The sequence below is a fragment of the Streptomyces sp. NPDC032126 genome, from assembly GCF_055580085.1.
The window spans coordinates 510,960-529,194 of sequence record NZ_JBVIMA010000006.1; the positions used below are offsets into that span (position 1 = coordinate 510,960).

The 18,235-nt window shown below is 70.7% G+C and carries 13 protein-coding genes; 6 read left to right on the plus strand and 7 right to left on the minus strand.

The window, feature by feature from the left end; genetic code table 11:
• Positions 1 to 55 precede the first annotated feature (55 nt).
• The 5 genes from ACZ5NW_RS24700 to ACZ5NW_RS24720 all read left to right on the plus strand — a co-directional run bounded on the left by ACZ5NW_RS24700 (position 56) and on the right by ACZ5NW_RS24720 (position 8,768).
• Positions 56 to 2,083: a thioredoxin domain-containing protein gene (locus ACZ5NW_RS24700; protein ID WP_468746050.1), complete on the plus strand. Its 2,028-nt coding sequence runs from the start codon at positions 56 to 58 to the stop codon at positions 2,081 to 2,083.
• Positions 2,084 to 2,285: 202 nt separating this feature from the next.
• On the plus strand, positions 2,286 to 3,554 hold the full coding sequence (locus tag ACZ5NW_RS24705) for a glycosyltransferase (protein ID WP_468746051.1): 1,269 nt from the start codon (positions 2,286 to 2,288) through the stop codon (positions 3,552 to 3,554).
• Complete coding sequence (locus tag ACZ5NW_RS24710) at positions 3,551 to 5,200, plus strand: ArnT family glycosyltransferase (protein ID WP_468746052.1); 1,650 nt, start codon at positions 3,551 to 3,553, stop codon at positions 5,198 to 5,200. Before ACZ5NW_RS24705 ends, ACZ5NW_RS24710 begins: the two co-directional genes overlap by 4 nt.
• Positions 5,197 to 6,363, plus strand: a complete 1,167-nt coding sequence (locus tag ACZ5NW_RS24715) for a glycosyltransferase (protein ID WP_468746053.1) — start codon at positions 5,197 to 5,199, stop codon at positions 6,361 to 6,363. Before ACZ5NW_RS24710 ends, ACZ5NW_RS24715 begins: the two co-directional genes overlap by 4 nt.
• A complete protein-coding gene (locus ACZ5NW_RS24720) occupies positions 6,360 to 8,768 on the plus strand; it encodes a galactose oxidase-like domain-containing protein (protein ID WP_468746054.1) in 2,409 nt (802 codons plus the stop codon). Before ACZ5NW_RS24715 ends, ACZ5NW_RS24720 begins: the two co-directional genes overlap by 4 nt.
• Here ACZ5NW_RS24720 and ACZ5NW_RS24725 read toward each other — a convergent pair.
• From ACZ5NW_RS24725 to trhA, 4 genes are all read right to left on the minus strand, one after another.
• Positions 8,756 to 9,487, minus strand: coding sequence for a Mut7-C RNAse domain-containing protein (locus tag ACZ5NW_RS24725; RefSeq protein ID WP_468746055.1), 732 nt, complete (start codon positions 9,485 to 9,487; stop codon positions 8,756 to 8,758). The two genes, ACZ5NW_RS24720 and ACZ5NW_RS24725, sit on opposite strands and share 13 nt — an antisense overlap.
• Positions 9,488 to 9,520: 33 nt before the next feature.
• Positions 9,521 to 10,150, minus strand: coding sequence for a TetR/AcrR family transcriptional regulator (locus ACZ5NW_RS24730; RefSeq protein ID WP_468746056.1), 630 nt, complete (start codon positions 10,148 to 10,150; stop codon positions 9,521 to 9,523).
• 22 nt (positions 10,151 to 10,172) lie between these two features.
• On the minus strand, positions 10,173 to 11,750 hold the full coding sequence (locus ACZ5NW_RS24735) for an MFS transporter (RefSeq protein ID WP_468746057.1): 1,578 nt from the start codon (positions 11,748 to 11,750) through the stop codon (positions 10,173 to 10,175).
• A gap of 156 nt (positions 11,751 to 11,906) precedes the next feature.
• On the minus strand, positions 11,907 to 12,656 hold the full coding sequence (trhA, locus tag ACZ5NW_RS24740) for a PAQR family membrane homeostasis protein TrhA (protein ID WP_468746058.1): 750 nt from the start codon (positions 12,654 to 12,656) through the stop codon (positions 11,907 to 11,909).
• Between the two features lie 278 nt (positions 12,657 to 12,934).
• Here trhA and ACZ5NW_RS24745 point away from each other — a divergent pair, with 278 nt between their 5' ends.
• Complete coding sequence (locus ACZ5NW_RS24745) at positions 12,935 to 14,758, plus strand: phosphoenolpyruvate carboxykinase (GTP) (protein WP_468746059.1); 1,824 nt, start codon at positions 12,935 to 12,937, stop codon at positions 14,756 to 14,758.
• Between the two features lie 183 nt (positions 14,759 to 14,941).
• Here the strand turns inward: ACZ5NW_RS24745 and ACZ5NW_RS24750 are convergent, their stop codons facing one another.
• Genes ACZ5NW_RS24750 through ACZ5NW_RS24760 form a run of 3 tightly spaced genes read right to left on the minus strand, consistent with a single transcriptional unit; the run spans position 14,942 to position 18,232 of the window.
• Positions 14,942 to 15,529 (minus strand): hypothetical protein, encoded by a 588-nt coding sequence (locus ACZ5NW_RS24750; protein WP_468746060.1) that lies wholly within the window; start codon positions 15,527 to 15,529, stop codon positions 14,942 to 14,944.
• Entirely contained in the window at positions 15,516 to 17,060 is a 1,545-nt protein-coding gene (locus ACZ5NW_RS24755; protein ID WP_468746061.1) for a vWA domain-containing protein, read from the minus strand. The genes ACZ5NW_RS24750 and ACZ5NW_RS24755 overlap by 14 nt, the downstream gene beginning before the upstream one ends.
• Positions 17,057 to 18,232 carry a toxic anion resistance protein gene (locus ACZ5NW_RS24760; protein ID WP_468746062.1) on the minus strand — a complete coding sequence of 392 codons (1,176 nt, stop codon included), beginning with the start codon at positions 18,230 to 18,232 and terminating at the stop codon, positions 17,057 to 17,059. Before ACZ5NW_RS24760 ends, ACZ5NW_RS24755 begins: the two co-directional genes overlap by 4 nt.
• Positions 18,233 to 18,235 lie beyond the last annotated feature (3 nt).

Here is an 18,235-nt window from a genome sequence, read left to right on the forward strand (position 1 = left end):
TCAGCGGCCGGGCGGCAGGCGCCGGGCCGGTCCCAGGGGAAGGTACGTGCCCACCGTGTCGAACCGACTCGCCCATGAGACGTCCCCGTACCTCCTCCAGCACGCGGACAACCCCGTCGACTGGTGGCCCTGGTCGGACGCGGCGTTCGAGGAGGCCCGCAAGAGCGGCCGGCCGGTGCTGCTGAGCGTCGGATACTCCAGCTGCCACTGGTGCCATGTCATGGCGCACGAGTCCTTCGAGGACCAGGCCACCGCCGACTATCTCAACGAGCACTTCGTCAGCGTCAAGGTCGACCGGGAGGAGCGCCCGGACGTCGACGCCGTGTACATGGAGGCCGTCCAGGCCGCCACCGGGCAGGGCGGCTGGCCCATGACGGTGTTCCTCACCCCGGACGCGGAGCCCTTCTACTTCGGCACCTACTTCCCGCCCGCGCCCCGGCACGGCATGCCGTCCTTCCGGCAGGTGCTGGAGGGCGTGCGGCAGGCGTGGGAGGAGCGGCGCGAGGAGGTCACCGAGGTCGCCGGGAAGATCGTGCGCGACCTCGCCGAGCGGGAGATCGCCTACGGCGGCACCGAGGCGCCCGGCGAGTCCGAGCTGGCGCAGGCGCTGCTGGGCCTGACCCGGGAGTACGACGAGCGGCGCGGCGGATTCGGCGGGGCGCCGAAGTTCCCGCCGTCGATGGTCGTGGAGTTCCTGCTGCGCCACCATGCCCGGACCGGGTCCGAGGGCGCGCTGCAGATGGCGGCGGACACCTGCGAGCGGATGGCCCGCGGCGGGATCTACGACCAGCTCGGCGGCGGCTTCGCCCGCTACTCCGTCGACCGGGAGTGGGTGGTGCCCCACTTCGAGAAGATGCTGTACGACAACGCGCTGCTCTGCCGGGTCTACGCGCACCTGTGGCGGGCCACCGGCTCGGAGCTCGCGCGTCGGGTGGCGCTGGAGACGGCCGACTTCATGGTGCGTGAACTGCGCACCGCCGAGGGCGGGTTCGCCTCCGCGCTGGACGCCGACAGCGACGACGGCACCGGCAAGCACGTCGAGGGCGCGTACTACGTGTGGACGCCGGAGCAGCTGGCCGAGGTCCTCGGCGACGACGCCGGCCTCGCCGCCCGGTACTTCGGCGTCACCGCGGAGGGCACCTTCGAGCACGGCGCCTCGGTGCTCCAACTCCCGCAGCAGGACGAGGTGTTCGACGCCGGGAAGGTGGAGTCCGTCAGGAGCCGGCTGCTGGCCGCCCGTGCGGCCCGCCCCGCCCCCGGCCGGGACGACAAGGTCGTCGCCGCCTGGAACGGGCTCGCCGTCGCCGCGCTCGCCGAGACCGGCGCCTACTTCGACCGCCCCGACCTGGTCGAGGCCGCCGTCGCCGCCGCCGATCTCCTCGTGCGGCTGCACCTGGACGACCAGGCCAGGCTCTCCCGCACCAGCAGGGACGGCCACGTCGGCGCGAACGCCGGTGTGCTGGAGGACTACGCGGATGTCGCCGAGGGGTTCCTGGCCCTCGCCTCCGTCACCGGCGAGGGCGTCTGGCTGGAGTTCGCCGGGTTCCTGCTCGACCACGTCCTGGTGCGCTTCACCGGGGAGGACGGCACGCTGTTCGACACCGCCGCCGACGCCGAGCGGCTGATCCGGCGGCCGCAGGATCCGACCGACAACGCCACGCCGTCCGGGTGGACGGCGGCCGCCGGCGCCCTGCTGAGCTATGCCGCCCACACCGGCGCCGAGCCGCATCGGGCGGCTGCCGAGAAGGCGCTCGGTGTGGTGAAGGCGCTCGGGCCGCGGGTCCCGCGCTTCATCGGGTGGGGCCTCGCGGTGGCCGAGGCGGCACTCGACGGGCCGCGCGAGGTGGCCGTCGTAGGGGCGGCGCTGGACGATCCGGCGGCTCGGGCGCTGCATCACACGGCACTTTTGGCCACCGCGCCCGGGGCCGTGGTGGCCTATGGCGTCACCCAGAGTGATGAATTTCCGTTGCTTGTTGACCGGACGCTGGTCGGCGGTGAGCCCACCGCGTACGTCTGCCGGCACTTCGTCTGCGATGCGCCGACGACCGACAGCGAGCGCTTGCAGGCCGCACTGAACAGGTGAAAGGGAACAGGAGGGGCTAATTCCACACGGAGAACGTGAGCGAGTGTTCGCATAAGTCCGAGTAGTGACGCGTCGGTTCGGAAACACGCAATTTATCGGAAGACTCCCCGCGCTTCACAGAATCCCCCTAGCCTCTGCACAGTGGCGCGACGGCTGTGACTCACCGTCGCGACAGGGGGTTTCTGGATCTGGGGGGATCTGTTTGCTCACATCTGTCTTCATCGCCGCTGTTTCACTCGCTCTGTTCTGGATGGCGGCTTTCACCCTGTGGTGGCAGATGCACGCGTGGCGTACGCCCGAGGTGCTCGCCTCCACCCGGTTCAGCAGACCCGACGGGGACGAGCACGTGTCGTTCTCGTTGCTGCTGCCCGCGCGGCACGAACAGGCCGTGCTCGACCACACGATCCAGCGGCTGCTGGAATCGACCCACACCGACTTCGAGATCATCGTCATCGTCGGCCACGACGACCCCGAGACCACCGAGGTGGCCCGCCAGGCGGAGGAACGCGATCCGCGCGTCCGGGTCGTCGTCGACACCCACGAGAAGAAGAACAAGCCGAAGGCCATGAACACGGCGCTGCCGCACTGCCGCGGTGACGTCGTCGGGGTCTTCGACGCCGAGGACCAGGTCCACCCGGAGCTCCTCGCCCACGTCGACCACGCCTTCCGGACCACCGGCGCGGACGTCGTCCAGGGCGGTGTGCAGCTCATCAACTTCCACTCCAGCTGGTACAGCCTGCGCAACTGCCTGGAGTACTTCTTCTGGTTCCGCTCCCGGCTGCACCTGCACGCCCAGAAGGGGTTCATCCCGCTCGGCGGCAACACCGTCTTCGTCCGGACCGAGGTGCTCAGGGACGCCGACGGCTGGGATCCCGACTGCCTCGCGGAGGACTGCGATCTCGGGGTGCGGCTGTCGTCCGTCGGCAAGAAGGTCGTGGTCGCCTACGACTCCGACATGGTGACGAGGGAGGAGACCCCCGGCAGCCTGATGTCCCTGCTCAAGCAGCGCACCCGCTGGAACCAGGGCTTCCTTCAGGTCTACCGCAAGAAGGACTGGAAGCAGCTCCCGGGATTCGGGCAGCGGCTGCTCGCCCGCTACACCCTGATGACCCCGTTCCTCCAGGCGTTCTCCGGGCTGATCATCCCGCTGAACGTGGCGATCGCGCTCTTCCTCGACGTGCCCGTCGGCATCGCCTTCGTCACCTTCCTGCCGGCCGTGACCGCGCTCGTCACCTTCGTCTTCGAGGTCGTCGGACTGCACGACTTCGGCCGGCAGTACGGGCTGCGCGTCCGCCTCGTCCACTATCTCAAGCTGATCGTGGGCGGCCCCTTCTACCAGGTCCTCCTCGCCGGGGCGGCGCTCCGCGCCGTCTGGCGCGAGCAGCGCGGCCGCAACGACTGGGAGCTGACCCACCACGTCGGTGCGCACCTCACCGCAGCCGAGACGATCCGAGAGGACGTGCCTGCGTGACCTCCACCCTTCCCGCGGTGACCACTCCCCAGGTCCCCGCGCAGAGCCGGCCTGTGCCGGAAACGCGTTCGACCGGTCGGACAGGCCCGCCGCGGCGGCTGCGTTCGTCCCGCCCCGACCTCCTGCTGTGCGGGGCGCTCCTGACGGCGATCCTCGTCGTCCAGGGCTGGAACATCGCCGACTACCCCACCTTCAGCGACGACGAGGGCACGTACCTCGCCCAGGCCTGGGCCGTCCAGGAGGGCAAGGGCCTCGCCCACTACACGTACTGGTACGACCACCCGCCCTTCGGCTGGATCCAGATAGCCCTGCTCACCTGGATCCCCAAACTGATCAGCCCGGACTCGATGACCGTCGGCACCATGCGCGCCGTCATGCTCGTCGTGAGCGCCGTCAGCGCCGTCCTCGTCTACGTCATCGGCCGGCGGCTGTCCCTGCCGCGCTGGGCGGCCGGCCTCGGCATGGCCCTGTTCGGGTTCTCCCCGCTCGCGGTCGTCCTCCAGCGGGAGATCTTCCTCGACAACCTCGCGGTGATGTGGACGCTCCTCGCGTTCGCCCTGGCCGCCTCGCCCAGCCGTCACCTCTGGCACCACTTCGGGGCGGGCATCGCCGCCGCGACGGCCGTGCTCACCAAGGAGACGATGCTCTTCGTCCTCCCGGCGGTCTTCGTCACCATGTGGCGGCACAGCCACCGCGACACCCGCAAGTTCGCCCTGACCGGCGCGGTCACCGCCTGCGCCCTCATCGGCTTCTCGTACCCGCTGTTCGCCCTGCTCAAGGGCGAGCTGGTGCCGGGCAGCGGGCACGTCTCCCTGTGGGACGGCATCAAGTACCAGATGACCAGGCCCGGTTCGGGGTTCGTCCTCGACGACGGCTCCGGCTCGCACGGCGTCCTGCACTCCTGGCTCTACTACGACCGCGTCCTGATCGTCGGCGGCCTCGCGGGCGCCCTGCTGCTCCTGGCCACCTGGCGCTGGTCGGTCACCGCCCGCGCCTTCGCCGGACCGTCGCTGGCCGTCGCGATCCTCGCCGTGGTCGCGATGCGCCCCAGCGGCTACCTGCCCGCGATGTACGTCATCCAGGCTCTGCCCTTCCTCGCGCTGGTCCTCGCCGGGGGGACCGCGAGCGTCGCGCACGGGGTGCTGCACCGCCGGCGCGGCGAGCACGAGAAACGCTGGGTGACCGGCGGCCGGTACGCGCTCGCCGCCGTCCTCGTCCTCGCCGCCGGGTCGTACGTCGTCCCGCGCTGGTACGACGGCGACCGCACCGCCGTCACCGCCGACGCCAACGCCCCCTACCGGTCGGCCTCGACGTGGCTGGCCACCGAGGTGGACGACCCCGGCGACACCCGCGTCCTCGTCGACGACGCGCTCTGGCTGGACCTCGTCCACAGCGGATACCGGCCGGGTCTCGGCGCGATCTGGTTCTACAAGGCCGACCTCGACCCGGCCGTCATCAAGACCCTGCCGAAGGGCTGGCAGGACCTCGACTACGTCGTCGCCTCCCCGACCGTGCGGCGCGACGCCGACGACCTGCCCAACGTCAGGGCGGCCCTTGAGCACTCGACACCGGTCGCCGTCTTCGGCACCGGCGAGGACCGGATCGAGATCCGCCAGATCCAGACCACTTCCGGAGGCGCGCGATGAGCAAGGAGTACCAGGAGTACACCGCACCCGTCCCGCCCCTGAAGGCGACCGAGGTGCCCGAACCCGGCGCCGTCACCATCGTCGTGCCGACCTACAACGAGTCGGCGAACATCCGCCAGCTCCTGCACCGGATCACCGAGTCGGTGCCCGGCCGGCTGCCCTGCGAGGTCGTCTTCGTCGACGACTCCACCGACGACACCCCCGAGGTCATCCGGGACGCGGCGAAGGACTGCCCGTTCCCGGTGACCGTGCTGCACCGCGAGGAGCCGGTCGGCGGGCTCGGCGGCGCGGTCGTCGAGGGCCTGCGGGCGGCCGGGTCCGACTGGGTCGTCGTCATGGACGGAGACTGCCAGCATCCCCCGTCCCTGGTCCCGGAGTTGGTGGCCACCGGCGAACGGGCGAACGCCGGCCTCGTGGTCGCCTCCCGCTACATCAAGGGCGGCAGCCGGGCCGGCCTCGCCGGCGGCTACCGGGTCGCCGTCTCACGCGGCGCGACCTGGCTGACCAAGGTGCTCTTCCCGCGCAGGCTGCGCGGCATCAGCGACCCGATGAGCGGCTTCTTCGCGATCCGCCGCAGCGACATCTCCGCCGAGGTGCTGCGCCCCCTCGGCTACAAGATCCTGCTGGAGCTGGCGGTGCGGAGCCGGCCGCGCACGGTCACCGAGGTGCCGTTCGTGTTCCAGGAGCGGTTCGCGGGCGAGTCCAAGTCCACGGCGGCGGAGGGCCGGCGCTTCCTGCGGCACCTCGCCGGGCTGCGCACGGCGAGCCCGCTGGCCCGGATGGTGGTGTTCGGGCTGATCGGCCTGACGGGGTTCGTGCCGAACCTGGTCGCCCTGTGGGCCCTGACCGGGGCGGGGCTGCACTATCTGCCCGCCGAGGTCGTCGCCAACCAGTTCGGCGTGGCCTGGAACTTCCTCCTCATCGAGAAGCTCCTCTTCCGCGACCGGCGCCGGCACCGTCACTGGGCCGACCGGACCGTGCGGTTCGGGCTGCTCGCCAACGCCGATCTGGTGCTGCGCATCCCGCTGATCGCCCTGCTCGTCACGTACGGCGGGCTGACCGCCGTACCCGCCACCGCACTGGCCCTCGTCATCACGTTCGTCCTGCGCTTCGTCGGGACCGAAGCGCTCGTCTACCTTCCCCGCAGGAGCCGCACAGCATGAGACACAACCGGAGAACGGCCCTGCTGGCGGTGGGCACCCTCACCGTCGGCCTCCTCCTCAGCACACCCCAGTCCGCCTCCGCCGCCAACCTCATCAAGAACCCCGGTTTCGAGACCGCCGGCACGGACGGCATGCCGTACTGCTGGGAGAAGTCCGGCTGGGGCGACAACGACTTCACCTTCACGCACACCACCGACGCCCACTCCGGCTCCCGGGCCATGAAGGTCGAGCTCACCCGCCGGGTCAGCGGCGACCGCAAGGCCCTGATCACCGAGTCCACCGAGTGCGCGCCGGGCGTGACGCCGGGCAAGCAGTACGACCTGGGCCTCTGGTACAAGACGACGACACCGGACGCCGCCGTCACCCTCTTCCGGCACGACACCACCGCCGGCTGGCAGTACTGGACGGACCTCAAGACCCTGGAGCTGGCCGGCACCTGGACGCAGGCGAGCGTCCGTACGCCCGAAGTCCCCGCCGGCACCGACCGGATCACCTGGGGCGTCTCCGTCTACGGCACCGGCTCGGCGACCACCGACGACTACACGATGGAACAGGTCCCCGACGTCGTGCCGCCCCCGGCCTGCACGGGCACCGCCGACCAGTGCGCCAACGGCCGGTGGCAGGTGCTGCCCACGCAGAACCCGGTGCGCTCCATGCACTCCGTGGTCCTCAAGAACGGCAAGGTGCTGCTGATCGCGGGCTCCGGCAACAGCGAGGAGAACTTCAACGCCGGTACGTTCACGAGCGCGGTCTACAACCCGGCGGACGGCTCCTACAAGGTCATCCCGACCCCGAAGGACATGTTCTGCTCCGGACACATCCAGCTCCAGGACGGCCGGGTCCTGGTGCTGAGCGGCAACAAGGCGTTCCCGGTCGCGGGTGGGCACGGCTACGAGGGCTACAAGGACTCGTACATCTTCGATCCGACGACCGAGACCTACAGCAAGACCAACGATCTCAACGACGGCCACTGGTACCCCTCGGCGACCGAGCTCGGCAACGGTGACGTCATCTCCTTCGGCGGTCTGCGCGAGGACTCGTCCGGTTCGGTGACCGCCGAGTACTGGTCCGAGGCCCAGCAGAAGTGGCTGGCGCTGTGGCAGGTCAACCAGACCTGGTCGTTCTGGGGCCTGTACCCGTCGATGATCCTGATGCAGGACGGCCGCCTCTTCTACTCGGGCAGCCATGTCTTCGGCAACAACATCCCGGGCACCGGCTCGGCGGTCTACGACTACAACGCCAACACCGTCACACAGATCCCGGGCCTGCAGAACAAGGACCAGCGCGACCAGTCCGCGAGCGTGCTGCTGCCCCCGGCGCAGAACCAGAAGGTCCTCACCCTCGGCGGCGGCAACATCGACTCCAACCCGGAGGGCAACCGCCTCACCGACGTCATCGACCTCAAGCAGGCCAACCCGGCGTACGTCGCCGGCCCCCCGATCCCGCAGGGCACGGTCGACCTCGGCAACGGCAAGGTCCCCGAGACCGGCGACCAGGGCAAGATGTACGTCTCCGCCGTGCTGCTGCCCGACGGCAAGGTGCTGGAGACGGGCGGCGGGCTGCACAACCGGGCCAACCCCGTCTACGAGTCCTCGCTGTACGACCCGGACACCAACACCTTCGACCCGGTGGCCGCCGACCCCGAGGAGCGCGGCTACCACTCCTCGGCGTTCCTGCTGCCCGACGGCCGGGTCATGGCCACCGGTGACAACCCGGGCAACGGCACCTGGAACCACGACGTGTCGATCTACACCCCGCCCTATCTGTTCAAGGGCGCCCGCCCGGCGATCACCTCACTCATCAACACCGAGTGGAAGTACGGCGACACCCAGCGCATCACGGTCGACCGGCCCATCGCCAAGGCCGAGTTGATCCGCCCGGCCGCGGTCACCCACTCCTCCGACCCCAACCAGCGCTTCGTCGACCTGCCGCTGTCCGTCGCCGGCAACAACGTGGACCTGAATGTGACGAGCAACCCCAACCTGGCGCCGCCCGGCTGGTACATGCTCTTCGCGGTGGACGCCAACGGGGTGCCGTCGGTGGCGAAGTGGGTGCATCTGACGGGCCCGGCGGCCCTGAGCGCGGCCACCGCCGCGCCGCATGTCCACACGTTCGCCGACGCCCTGTCGGGCAAGGTCGTCCAGCCCGGCGAGAAGCGGACCTCGCAGCCGGTCAGCCCCACCCTCTCCGGCTGCGACCGGCACTACGGCTCGATCAACGTGTGCGTGCCGACCGCCTTCCCGAAGGAGGTGAAGAAGACGACGGCCGCCCGCTGCGCCTGGCTGAAGAAGAACGACTACGGCCGCCTGAAGGTCAACGGCAAGGACGATCCCCTGGGGCTGGACCCGAACAGGAACGGAACCGCCTGCGACCGAAGCGATGTGATCGTCCGTCAGCTCGGCTGACCGTGCTCCGCGAGGGCGCGCACCACGATGGCCTCCAGCTGGTCGTGGTGCGCGCCCTTCCAGTACGCGCGCCCGCAGTCCACGCACTGCGCGAAGACGTCGTACGACCGCTGCGTGCCGCCCTCCAGCTGGTCGGCCACCTCCTCCTTCGTGGCCTCGCGCAGCAGACCGTTGCAGGCGGTGCAGCGGGTCCACGGGCGCAGCTCGGGGCGGAAGCGCTCCAGGACGTCACGGAGCTGGTCCTCGGGGCGGGTGCTGTAGATGTAGGCGCCGGCCCACAGTTCGCGGCGGCGCAGCAGTCCCCGGTCGCGGCTGAGCAGGACGCGCCGCTCGGCCGCCGACCGCGCGGCCAGCGCCGGGTCGCCGATGTCCGTCGACTCGTAGGCCGCGTCCACTCCGAGCAGGCGCATCCGGCGGGCGAGGGTGCCGAGGTGGACGTCGAGGAGGAAGCGCAGCGGGGCGCCGGGGACCCGCTGGGGGCGGGCGACCGGGCGGACCCGCACCGACTCGCCGTGCGCCGGGATGTGGGAGACGGCCACCTCGCGGCCGTCGACGACCAGCGCGCCGACCTCCGTCAGCGGCACTCCGAGGGATTCGACGACATGGCCGAGGGTGGAGACGCCGTCGACGGCGAGCGCGGTGGGGCCGCCGCGGCGGGCGTGCGGGACGAACAGCGCGAGTTCGGGAGCGACGTCGACGTGGATCTGCGGTGCGGTCACCCGGCCAGGATGTCACGGCCGGGTGAGCCGGCTTCAGTGCTTTTTCGGGGGCAGGCCGCGCTCGATCACGCCGAGGGCGCGCTCGACCAGGGCCTCCTGGTCCTCCGGGTAGCCGTTCTCCGCCCAGTAGATGGAGATCTCGTGCAGTCCGCCGATCAGGGACATGGTGAAGACGCGTACCTCCAGGCTGTCCGGGTCCCAGCCGGAGCGCTCCCCGATGGCCCGACACATCATGCGGCCGGTGGCCGACATGATCTCCATCATCCGGGAGTGCACGGCCGGGACCTCGACCATGAGCCGGGCCCGCAGCCGTGTCACCTCCGGATCCTGGGCCTGATCGAGGCCCAGGGCCTTCTTCACCACATGCCGCACGGAGTCCCACAGCGGCTCGTCCGCGGGCCGGGCGAGCAGCTCCTCCAGCATGATCGGGTCGTACTCGTCCGTGAGGACGATGTCCTCCTTGGTGGGGAAGTACCGGAACACCGTCGACGGTGAGATCTCCGCGCGGTCGGCGATCTGATCGATCGTCGTGGCCTCGTACCCCTGCTCCTCGATCAGCGCGTACGTCGCCGCGCGGATCGCCTCCCGGGTCCTGATCTTCTTGCGCTCGCGCAGACCCAGCTGGGAGTGGTCGGCGGGGGCGGGGGGAGATGCGGCCGTCATGAGGTCATTGTCCGGCATCCTCCTAGGCTCGGGCCAAAGGCTGGTCATCCGCCTTCGTGTCCTCCTCCGCCTCGGCGGCCCGGACCGCCGGCGTCGACGGCAGGAACGCGGCCGCCAGCAGGGCGGCGATGAGGGCGGCGACCCCGCAGACCAGCAGCACCAGGTTCATGCCGTGGACGTAGGAGCTGTTCGCGGAGGCGGCGAGCTGGGCGGAGTGCGCCTTCTCGGCGATCACATGGGCGGCGACCACGGAGTCGCCGGCTTTGTCGGCGATCCCGGAGGGCAGGCCGGTGACGTCCAGGCGGTCGCGGAAGGTGTTGGACAGCAGGCTGCCCAGCAGGGCGATACCGACCGCCGCGCCGACCTGGCGCAGCGTCAGCAGCAGGCCGGAGCCGCTGCCGGCGCGGTCGGCGGGCAGGGTGGCGAGGGCGTTGGTCATGGCCGGGACGAGCGCGAGGCCGAAGCCCAGGCCGGCCAGGACGAGCCACAGGGCGGTGAAGCCGTAGCCGCTGTCGGTCGTCGTGCGGGAGCCGAGGAAGGCGGCGAAGGCGAGGATCACCATGCCCGCGCTGACCGTGCCCCGCCCGCCGAACCGGTCGGCGGCCGCCGGGGCCGCCTTGGCGGAGACGGACAGGCCGAGGACCATCGGCAGCAGCTTCACGCCGGTGGCCAGGGTGTCGTTGCCGAGGACGGACTGGAGATAGGGCGGCAGCACGAACAGCAGCCCGGACAGCACGAACATCACCAGGGTCGCGGCGAGCGTGTTGAAGAGGAAGCCGCGGTGGGCCAGCAGGGACATGTCGAGCATGGGGCGCTCGACCTGGCGCGAGCGCAGGACCAGTCCGGTGAGCAGGATCGCGGCGATGCCGAACATGCTCAGGATCAGCGGGTCTCCCCAGCCGCGCTCGGGCGCCTCGATGATCGCGTAGACGAGGGCGCCGAGGCCGCCCGCGGTGCACGCGGTGGAGACGGTGTCGATGCGGGGGGAGGCCGGGTCGCGGGTCTCCGGCAGCAGCAGGACGCAGGCGGTGATGCCGATCAGGACCATGGGGACGTTCAGCACGAAGACCGAGCCCCACCAGAAGTGCTCCAGCAGATAGCCGCCGATGATCGGGCCGAGCGGCAGGCCCAGGGCGGAACCGGTGGAGACCAGGCCCATGGCCTTGCCCTGCTCCTCGGGAGCGAACAGTGAGGGCAGTACGGAGATCGCGAGCGGGGTGATCAGCGCCGCGCCGACGCCCATGAGCGCGCGGGCGGCGATCACCCAGTTCACGTCGTCGGCCAGGGCGCCGGCCACCGAGCCGACGAGGAAGACGCCGAGTCCGGCGATGAGCATCCGGCGGCGTCCGAAGCGGTCGCCGAGGAGGCCCGCCGGGAGCATCAGCGCGGCGAAGACGACGACATAGGCGTCGGCCATCCACTGCTGTTCGCCGGTGGTGGCGCCGAGCTGCTCGGCCATCGTCGGGAGCGCCACGTTGAGGATCGTCGTGTCGAAGCCGAGCGTGAGCATGCTCGCGACCAGGGCGCCGAGGGCCAGCCAGCGGCGGGGGTCGCCCCCCGCCGCGGGCGTGTGTGTGTCGGTACGGGTGACAGTAGCCATGAAATGAGAGTAACTCTCAAAATCTAGGAGCTGTCAATCGACATCAGCTTTCAGGGTGGCGAACTTCCGTCGACAGGGGTGAACATCCGCCGACGGGCATGAAAAATCCGGCCACGGCTCGGGTGAGCCGTGGCCGGATGGGCGCGCGTGGTGGGGCTATGCGTGCTGGTACGCCACCAGCGAGATGCCGACGTAGTGCACGACGAACGCGGCGAGGGTGAAGGAGTGGAACACCTCGTGGAAGCCGAACCAGCGCGGTGACGGGTTCGGCCGCTTGATGCCGTAGATCACGCCGCCCGCGCTGTACAGGACGCCGCCCACGATCACCAGGACCAGCACCGCGATGCCGCCGGTGCGCATGAAGTCCGGCAGGAAGAAGACGGCCGCCCAGCCCATCGCGATGTAGCAGGGGGTGTAGAGCCAGCGCGGGGCGCCGACCCAGAAGACGCGGAAGACGATGCCGGCGGCCGCGGCACCCCAGATGCCCCACAGCAGCCACTGCCCCTTCGCACCGGGCAGCAGCAGCATCGTCAGGGGCGTGTAGGTGCCCGCGATGATCAGGAAAATGTTGGCGTGATCCAGCCTGCGCAGGATGCCGTCCATGCGCGGGCTCCAGTCGCCGCGGTGGTACAGCGCGCTCACGCCGAACAGCAGGCAGGCGGTCAGGGCGTAGATCCCGCAGGCGATCCGGCCGCGGGTGGAGTCCGCCAGCGCGGTGAGCACGAGGCCGGAGATCAGCGCGGCCGGGAACATGCCCAGGTGCAGCCAGCCGCGGAGCTTGGGCTTGATCGGGTCGGTGAGGTGCTGGGTGACCTGTTGCCGGATCTGGTGCGGCAGAGAGGGCGCGTCGGGCGTACGGCCTGCGGCCGTCGGCTCCATGGGCGCGTCGGGGGCGGGCGCAGTCATGCGCGAAATCGTACCTACGGAACCGTAAGTTACGGATCAATCCGACGGGATGACCGTCGAAGAGTGGCCATCATCTCACGCCCCCGGGCGACGTGGCGATCCTCACGCTGCTCATCTGTGACGCCCTCTGGACATATGCGCCCGCCAGTCGGATGATCAAATGAGTGCGGTCGGCACCGGATGAGCGCGGAGGCACCTCTCCCGCGCGGCGTTCGGGTCGCAGCCCCCACGGGGTACCAAGTGCATAGCAGGACAAAATCCCTCACTTAGGAGCAATCGTGGCGCGCGACATCGCGGCTCCCCCCGTCAGCACGACCAACCACCAGGAACTGATCTCGTGGGTCCACGAGATCGCCGAACTGACCCAGCCGGACAACGTGGTCTGGTGCGACGGATCCGAGGCCGAGTACGAGCGCCTGTGCGGGGAGCTCGTCGCGAAGGGCACCTTCCGCAAACTCGACCCCATCAAGCGCCCGAACTCCTACTACGCCGCCTCCGACCCGACCGACGTCGCCCGCGTCGAGGACCGGACCTTCATCTGCTCCGAGAAGGAGGAGGACGCCGGCCCGACCAACCACTGGAAGGCCCCCGCCGAGATGCGGGAGATCTTCGCCGGTGAGAAGGGCGTCTTCCGCGGCTCCATGCGCGGCCGGACCATGTACGTCGTCCCGTTCTGCATGGGCCCCCTCGGCTCCGACCTCTCCGCGATCGGCGTCGAGATCACCGACTCCGCCTACGTCGCGGTCTCCATGCGCACCATGACGCGCATGGGCCAGCCGGTCCTCGACGAACTGGGCTCCGACGGCTTCTTCGTCAAGGCCGTCCACACCCTCGGCGCGCCGCTGGAGGAGGGCCAGGAGGACGTCCCCTGGCCGTGCAACTCCACCAAGTACATCTCGCACTTCCCCGAGACCCGCGAGATCTGGTCCTACGGCTCCGGCTACGGCGGCAACGCGCTGCTCGGCAAGAAGTGCTACGCCCTGCGCATCGCCTCCGTCATGGCCCGCGACGAGGGCTGGCTGGCCGAGCACATGCTCATCCTCAAGCTCACCCCGCCCACCGGTGAGTCCAAGTACGTGGCCGCCGCCTTCCCGTCCGCCTGCGGCAAGACCAACCTCGCCATGCTGGAGCCCACCATCTCCGGCTGGACCGTCGAGACCATCGGCGACGACATCGCCTGGATGCGCTTCGGCGAGGACGGCCGCCTGTACGCCATCAACCCCGAGGCCGGCTTCTTCGGCGTCGCGCCCGGCACCGGCGAGCACACCAACGCCAACGCGATGAAGACGCTGTGGGGCAACTCGGTCTTCACCAACGTGGCGCTGACCGACGACGGCGACGTCTGGTGGGAGGGCATGACGGAGGAGGCCCCGGCCCACCTCACCGACTGGAAGGGCCAGGACTGGACGCCGGACTCGGACACCCCGGCCGCCCACCCCAACGCCCGCTTCACCGTGCCCGCCGCCCAGTGCCCGATCATCGCGCCCGAGTGGGAGGACCCCAAGGGCGTGCCGATCTCCGCGATCCTCTTCGGCGGCCGGCGCGCGAGCGCGGTCCCGCTGGTCACCGAGTCCTTCGACTGGAACCACGGCGTCTTCCTCGGCGCGAACGTCGCCTCCGAGAAGACCGCCGCCGCCGAGGGCAAGGTCGGCGAGCTGCGCCGCGACCCCTTCGCCATGCTGCCGTTCTGCGGCTACAACATGGGCGACTACATGGGCCACTGGATCGACGTCGCCAAGGGCAGGGACCAGGCGAAGCTGCCGAAGATCTACTACGTCAACTGGTTCCGCAAGGACGCCGACGGCGCGTTCGTCTGGCCCGGCTTCGGCGAGAACAGCCGCGTCCTGAAGTGGATCGTGGAGCGGCTGGACGGCAAGGCGGAGGGCGTTCAGACGCCGATCGGTGTCCTTCCGACGCCCGCCGCGCTGGACACCGCGGGGCTCGACCTCAGCGACGACCAGCTGGAGTTCCTGCTCACCGTCGACAAGGACGTGTGGCGCGAGGAGGCCTCGCTGGTGCCGGACCACTTGAACACCTTCGGCGATCACACGCCCAAGGAGCTGTGGGAGCAGTACCGGGCGCTGGTGGAGCGGCTGGGCTGAGCCCTCCTCCCCCTGAACTCCGCGGCCGGTCTACCGAGTGTGCCCTGACCAGTACTTCGTCACGGGCCGGCCGCGGTGCCAGTCGGCGAAGCCGCGTACAACGGCGTGCGTGGTGGCCTGCCGCCGGCTTCCTCGCCCGCCCCGGCGAGGGAGCCGGGGGCAGGCCTTCGCCTGTTTCACGGCTCACCTCTCCTCCAAGTAGCGGGTGTGGGTCTCCTGGCGCCTCGCCTCGGCGTCCCTGAGGTTCTGCGCCAGTTCCACGCCCTCCCGGTGGAGCGCGGTCAGCTGGCGTTCCAGGTGGTTCTCCGGAGGGTCCTGGCCCGGCGCCATCCGGTGCCACCAGCGGGTGCGTACGAAGGCGTCGACCGCTTCCGGGAGGTCCTGGCGGACCGCTCGGGAGAGGATGTGCAGGGCCTCCGGGTCCTGGGCCGACGCGTCCTCGTCGAGGAGGGCGCTCAGGAGGCCGGTCAGCTCGGTGACGCGGCGGGAGACCGCCGACGGGAGGTCGACCTCCGTCAGGTACTGCTTCAGGCGGCCGAAGTCGGTGCGCAGTTCCTCCAGCTGGGCCGACGGGGTCGGGAAGTCCGGCGGGGCGGGGCGCTCCGGCGGGGCGATCAGCGCGCCCGCGCCGTAGAGGCCGAGCACGACCACCGGCCAGTACGGGCCCGCCACGCCCGTGAACGTCAGGATCAGGCCGATCAGGCCGCAGGCGCTGCCCGCGATGTTCTTGCGGGACTCCAGGTAGGCCAGGAGACGGTTACTGGTAGCCACGGATCTCCTCGAAGGCGCCGTCCAGGGAGCCCTTCCGGGCGTCGAAGAGGCGGCCGCCGGTCAGGTCGGCGATATGGGACAGCTCGGCCTGGTCGGAGTCGCCGAAGAGGATCGGGAAGACCGGGATCCGCTGCCGGTCGGCCGGCAGGCCCCGGTAGAAGGCGTCGAACTCGCCCGCCTTCGCGCCGGTCGTGTTCTCGCCGTCCGTCATCAGCACGATCGACGTGAACGTGTCGCGGTCGGCGCCGAGATGGTCGTAGGCCCGCTCCAGGGAGCTGTAGATCGCCGTGTCGCCGTCGGCGGACAGGCCGTCGGCGTCCTTCCGGATCGCGTTCACGCCGTCCTGCGGTGACGCCGGGTCCACCACATGGGTGCGGACCTCCTTCACCTCCGAGCCGAACGGCATCAGCGTCACCTCCTCCCGGTCGCGGAAGTCGCCGGTCAGGTCCTTCAGCGCCCGCTGGAGCCGGTCGAGGCGGTCGCCCTCCATGGAGCCGGAGGTGTCGAGGACGTACACCGTCCGCGAGGGGCGGCGCAGTTCGTTCTCGTACGCGTCGAGCAGGCCGTCGGCGACCGAGCGGGTGCCGGGGAAGGGGAGTTCGCGGCGGCGGGCCGTGTCGAGGCCGGCGGCGGGCGGTACCGTCGCGACCACCGGGCGGCGGTGCGTGGAGCTGGTGATCAGCTGCTGCATCGGCCCGGAGCGCAGGGCGTCGGTCAGCCGGCGGACGTCCTCCCGGGTCGCCGCGTCCGTGGCGGCGAGGGAGGACAGGGGATAGTCGGCGGTGACCACGCCGTCCTTCGGGCGGATCACGGTCAGGCCCGGGATGCCCTTGAGGACGGACTCGTAGTTGAGCAGCGCGTCCACATCGCCCCGGCGCTGGTAGGCGGTCGCCAGCCAGCCCGAGGAGCCCGACGTCAGCTTCTGGCCCGTGAAGAACTCCTTCAGCCGCGGCGTCGCCTTCCTCACGTCCGCGTCGGTGAGGGCGGACTGGGCGCCGGAGAGCGCGGAGGCCACCGAGACGAGGGTGGAGAAACCGGAGTTGGAGCGGGCCGGGTCGGACATGCCGTAGGTCAGTCTGCCCTGCTGGACGGCCTGTTCGACGTCCGCCCAGGTGACGTCGGCGGGCTGCCAGCCCAGGGCCTGGACGGTGGCCGGCTTGACGCCGATGGCGACCGGGCTGGACATCACCGGCGTCTCCGAGACGACCTTCCTCGCCGCGTCGGGGCGCAGCCGCAGATAGTCGTCCGAGGACAGCCACAGCGCGTCGTAACGGCCGTCCGCCTTGCCCTTGGCGAGCAGGTCGACGGCGTCGAGGGTGCCCATGTAGGTGGGGCGGACGGTGATCCCGGTGCTCTTGGCGACCTGGGCGAGGACGGTCGTCATGTCGCTGAGCTCGCTGGAGGCGAGGACGCGCAGGGTGCCGGGCTTGGCGGCGTCCGGGTCGTCGGCGGACTTCTCCGACGTACAGGCGGTCGCGCCGGCCGCCAGGAGGGCGGCCGCGGTCACCGTCAGGGCGAGGAGCCGTCTCATGCGAGGCCCCCGTCCAGCTGTCCCTGGGCGCGACTGCGCTCCAGGTAGGCGCCGGCCGACTGGAGTTCGGCGGTCAGGGACTCCACGGTGGTCGCCATCGCCTCGGTCGCCTGGGCCTTGTAGCTGTCGATGGCGTCGAGGGTGCGGTAGATCTGCTGGAAGGCCGTGCGCAGGGTCTCCGCGCCGACCGCCGGGTCGGCGGCGATGCGCTGGATCTCGCCGCTCTGCGTGGCGAGCATCTCCGCGTTGCCCCGGATGAGGTCCTCGGTGGTGCCGCGCAGGGCGTTGACCTGCTCGATGACCTTCTTCTGGCGGTCGAGGGCGGAGGCCAGCATCACGGAGATGCGCAGGGCCGAGACGGTGGTGGTGGCCGCCCGGTCGACGCCCTTGATCAGCTCGTCGTTGTTGCGGCGTACGACGTCCATGGCGAGGTAGCCCTGCGCGCACACCGCGAGCTGGGTGAGCAGGTCCTGGTGCTTCTGCCGGACGGGGAAGAGGACGTCGGCGCGCAGGGTGTCGGCCTGGGCGGGGTCCTGTGCCTCCACGCCGGCGATGTGCTGTTCGACGGCGGTGTCCAGGGCCTCGGTGAGGACGACGTACTCCTGGAGCTTGCCCATGGTCTCCCACAGGCGGGTGCGTTCGGTCTGCAACGCGGCGCTGTCGCGGCGCAGTTCGTCCTGTCCGCCGCGCAGCGAGCCCACGATCCTGTTCAGGGTGCCCTGCGCGGAGGCGTACTTGGCCACGTGGTCGCGCAGCTTGTTGCCACCCGGCAGCCGGGACAGGAGCTTGCGGCCCTTGCTCGCGGGCAGGTCGCGCGGGTCCAGGTCCTCGACGACGCGCCGGAGTTCGACGAGCGTGCCCGCCACCCGGGACTGGGCGTCCCCGCCCTTGTCGGGCAGGGAGCGGACGGTGCGCTCCAGCATGCGGTTGGACTGCGCGGCGGCGCCCCGCATCTCGCCGGCGCCGAGAGCGGTGATCTCGCCGACGCGGCCGGCGAACTCCGGGGAGCGGGCGTCGAGGCGGGCGAGTCCGTCGACGTACTCGGCGGCCTTGCGGGCCATCTCCGCGCGGACCCCGTCGGAGAGCGGGACGAGTCCGCCGGCCTTCTCCCGTGGGACGGGGGCGACGGGCTCGGGCGGGGTGAGCGTGAACTCGTTCTGTTCCGTGGTCATGTG

Excerpts from the sequence above, each read along its gene's own strand:
- trhA (WP_468746058.1), bottom strand. The coding sequence starts at position 12,656 with ATGACTGCGCCCGCCCCCGACGCGCCCATGGAGCCGACGGCCGCAGGC.
- ACZ5NW_RS24730 (WP_468746056.1), bottom strand. The coding sequence starts at position 10,150 with ATGACGGCCGCATCTCCCCCCGCCCCCGCCGACCACTCCCAGCTGGGT.
- ACZ5NW_RS24720 (WP_468746054.1), top strand. The coding sequence starts at position 6,360 with ATGAGACACAACCGGAGAACGGCCCTGCTGGCGGTGGGCACCCTCACC.
- ACZ5NW_RS24735 (WP_468746057.1), bottom strand. The coding sequence starts at position 11,750 with ATGGCTACTGTCACCCGTACCGACACACACACGCCCGCGGCGGGGGGC.
- ACZ5NW_RS24715 (WP_468746053.1), top strand. The coding sequence starts at position 5,197 with ATGAGCAAGGAGTACCAGGAGTACACCGCACCCGTCCCGCCCCTGAAG.
- ACZ5NW_RS24760 (WP_468746062.1), bottom strand. The coding sequence starts at position 18,232 with ATGACCACGGAACAGAACGAGTTCACGCTCACCCCGCCCGAGCCCGTC.
- ACZ5NW_RS24755 (WP_468746061.1), bottom strand. The coding sequence starts at position 17,060 with ATGAGACGGCTCCTCGCCCTGACGGTGACCGCGGCCGCCCTCCTGGCG.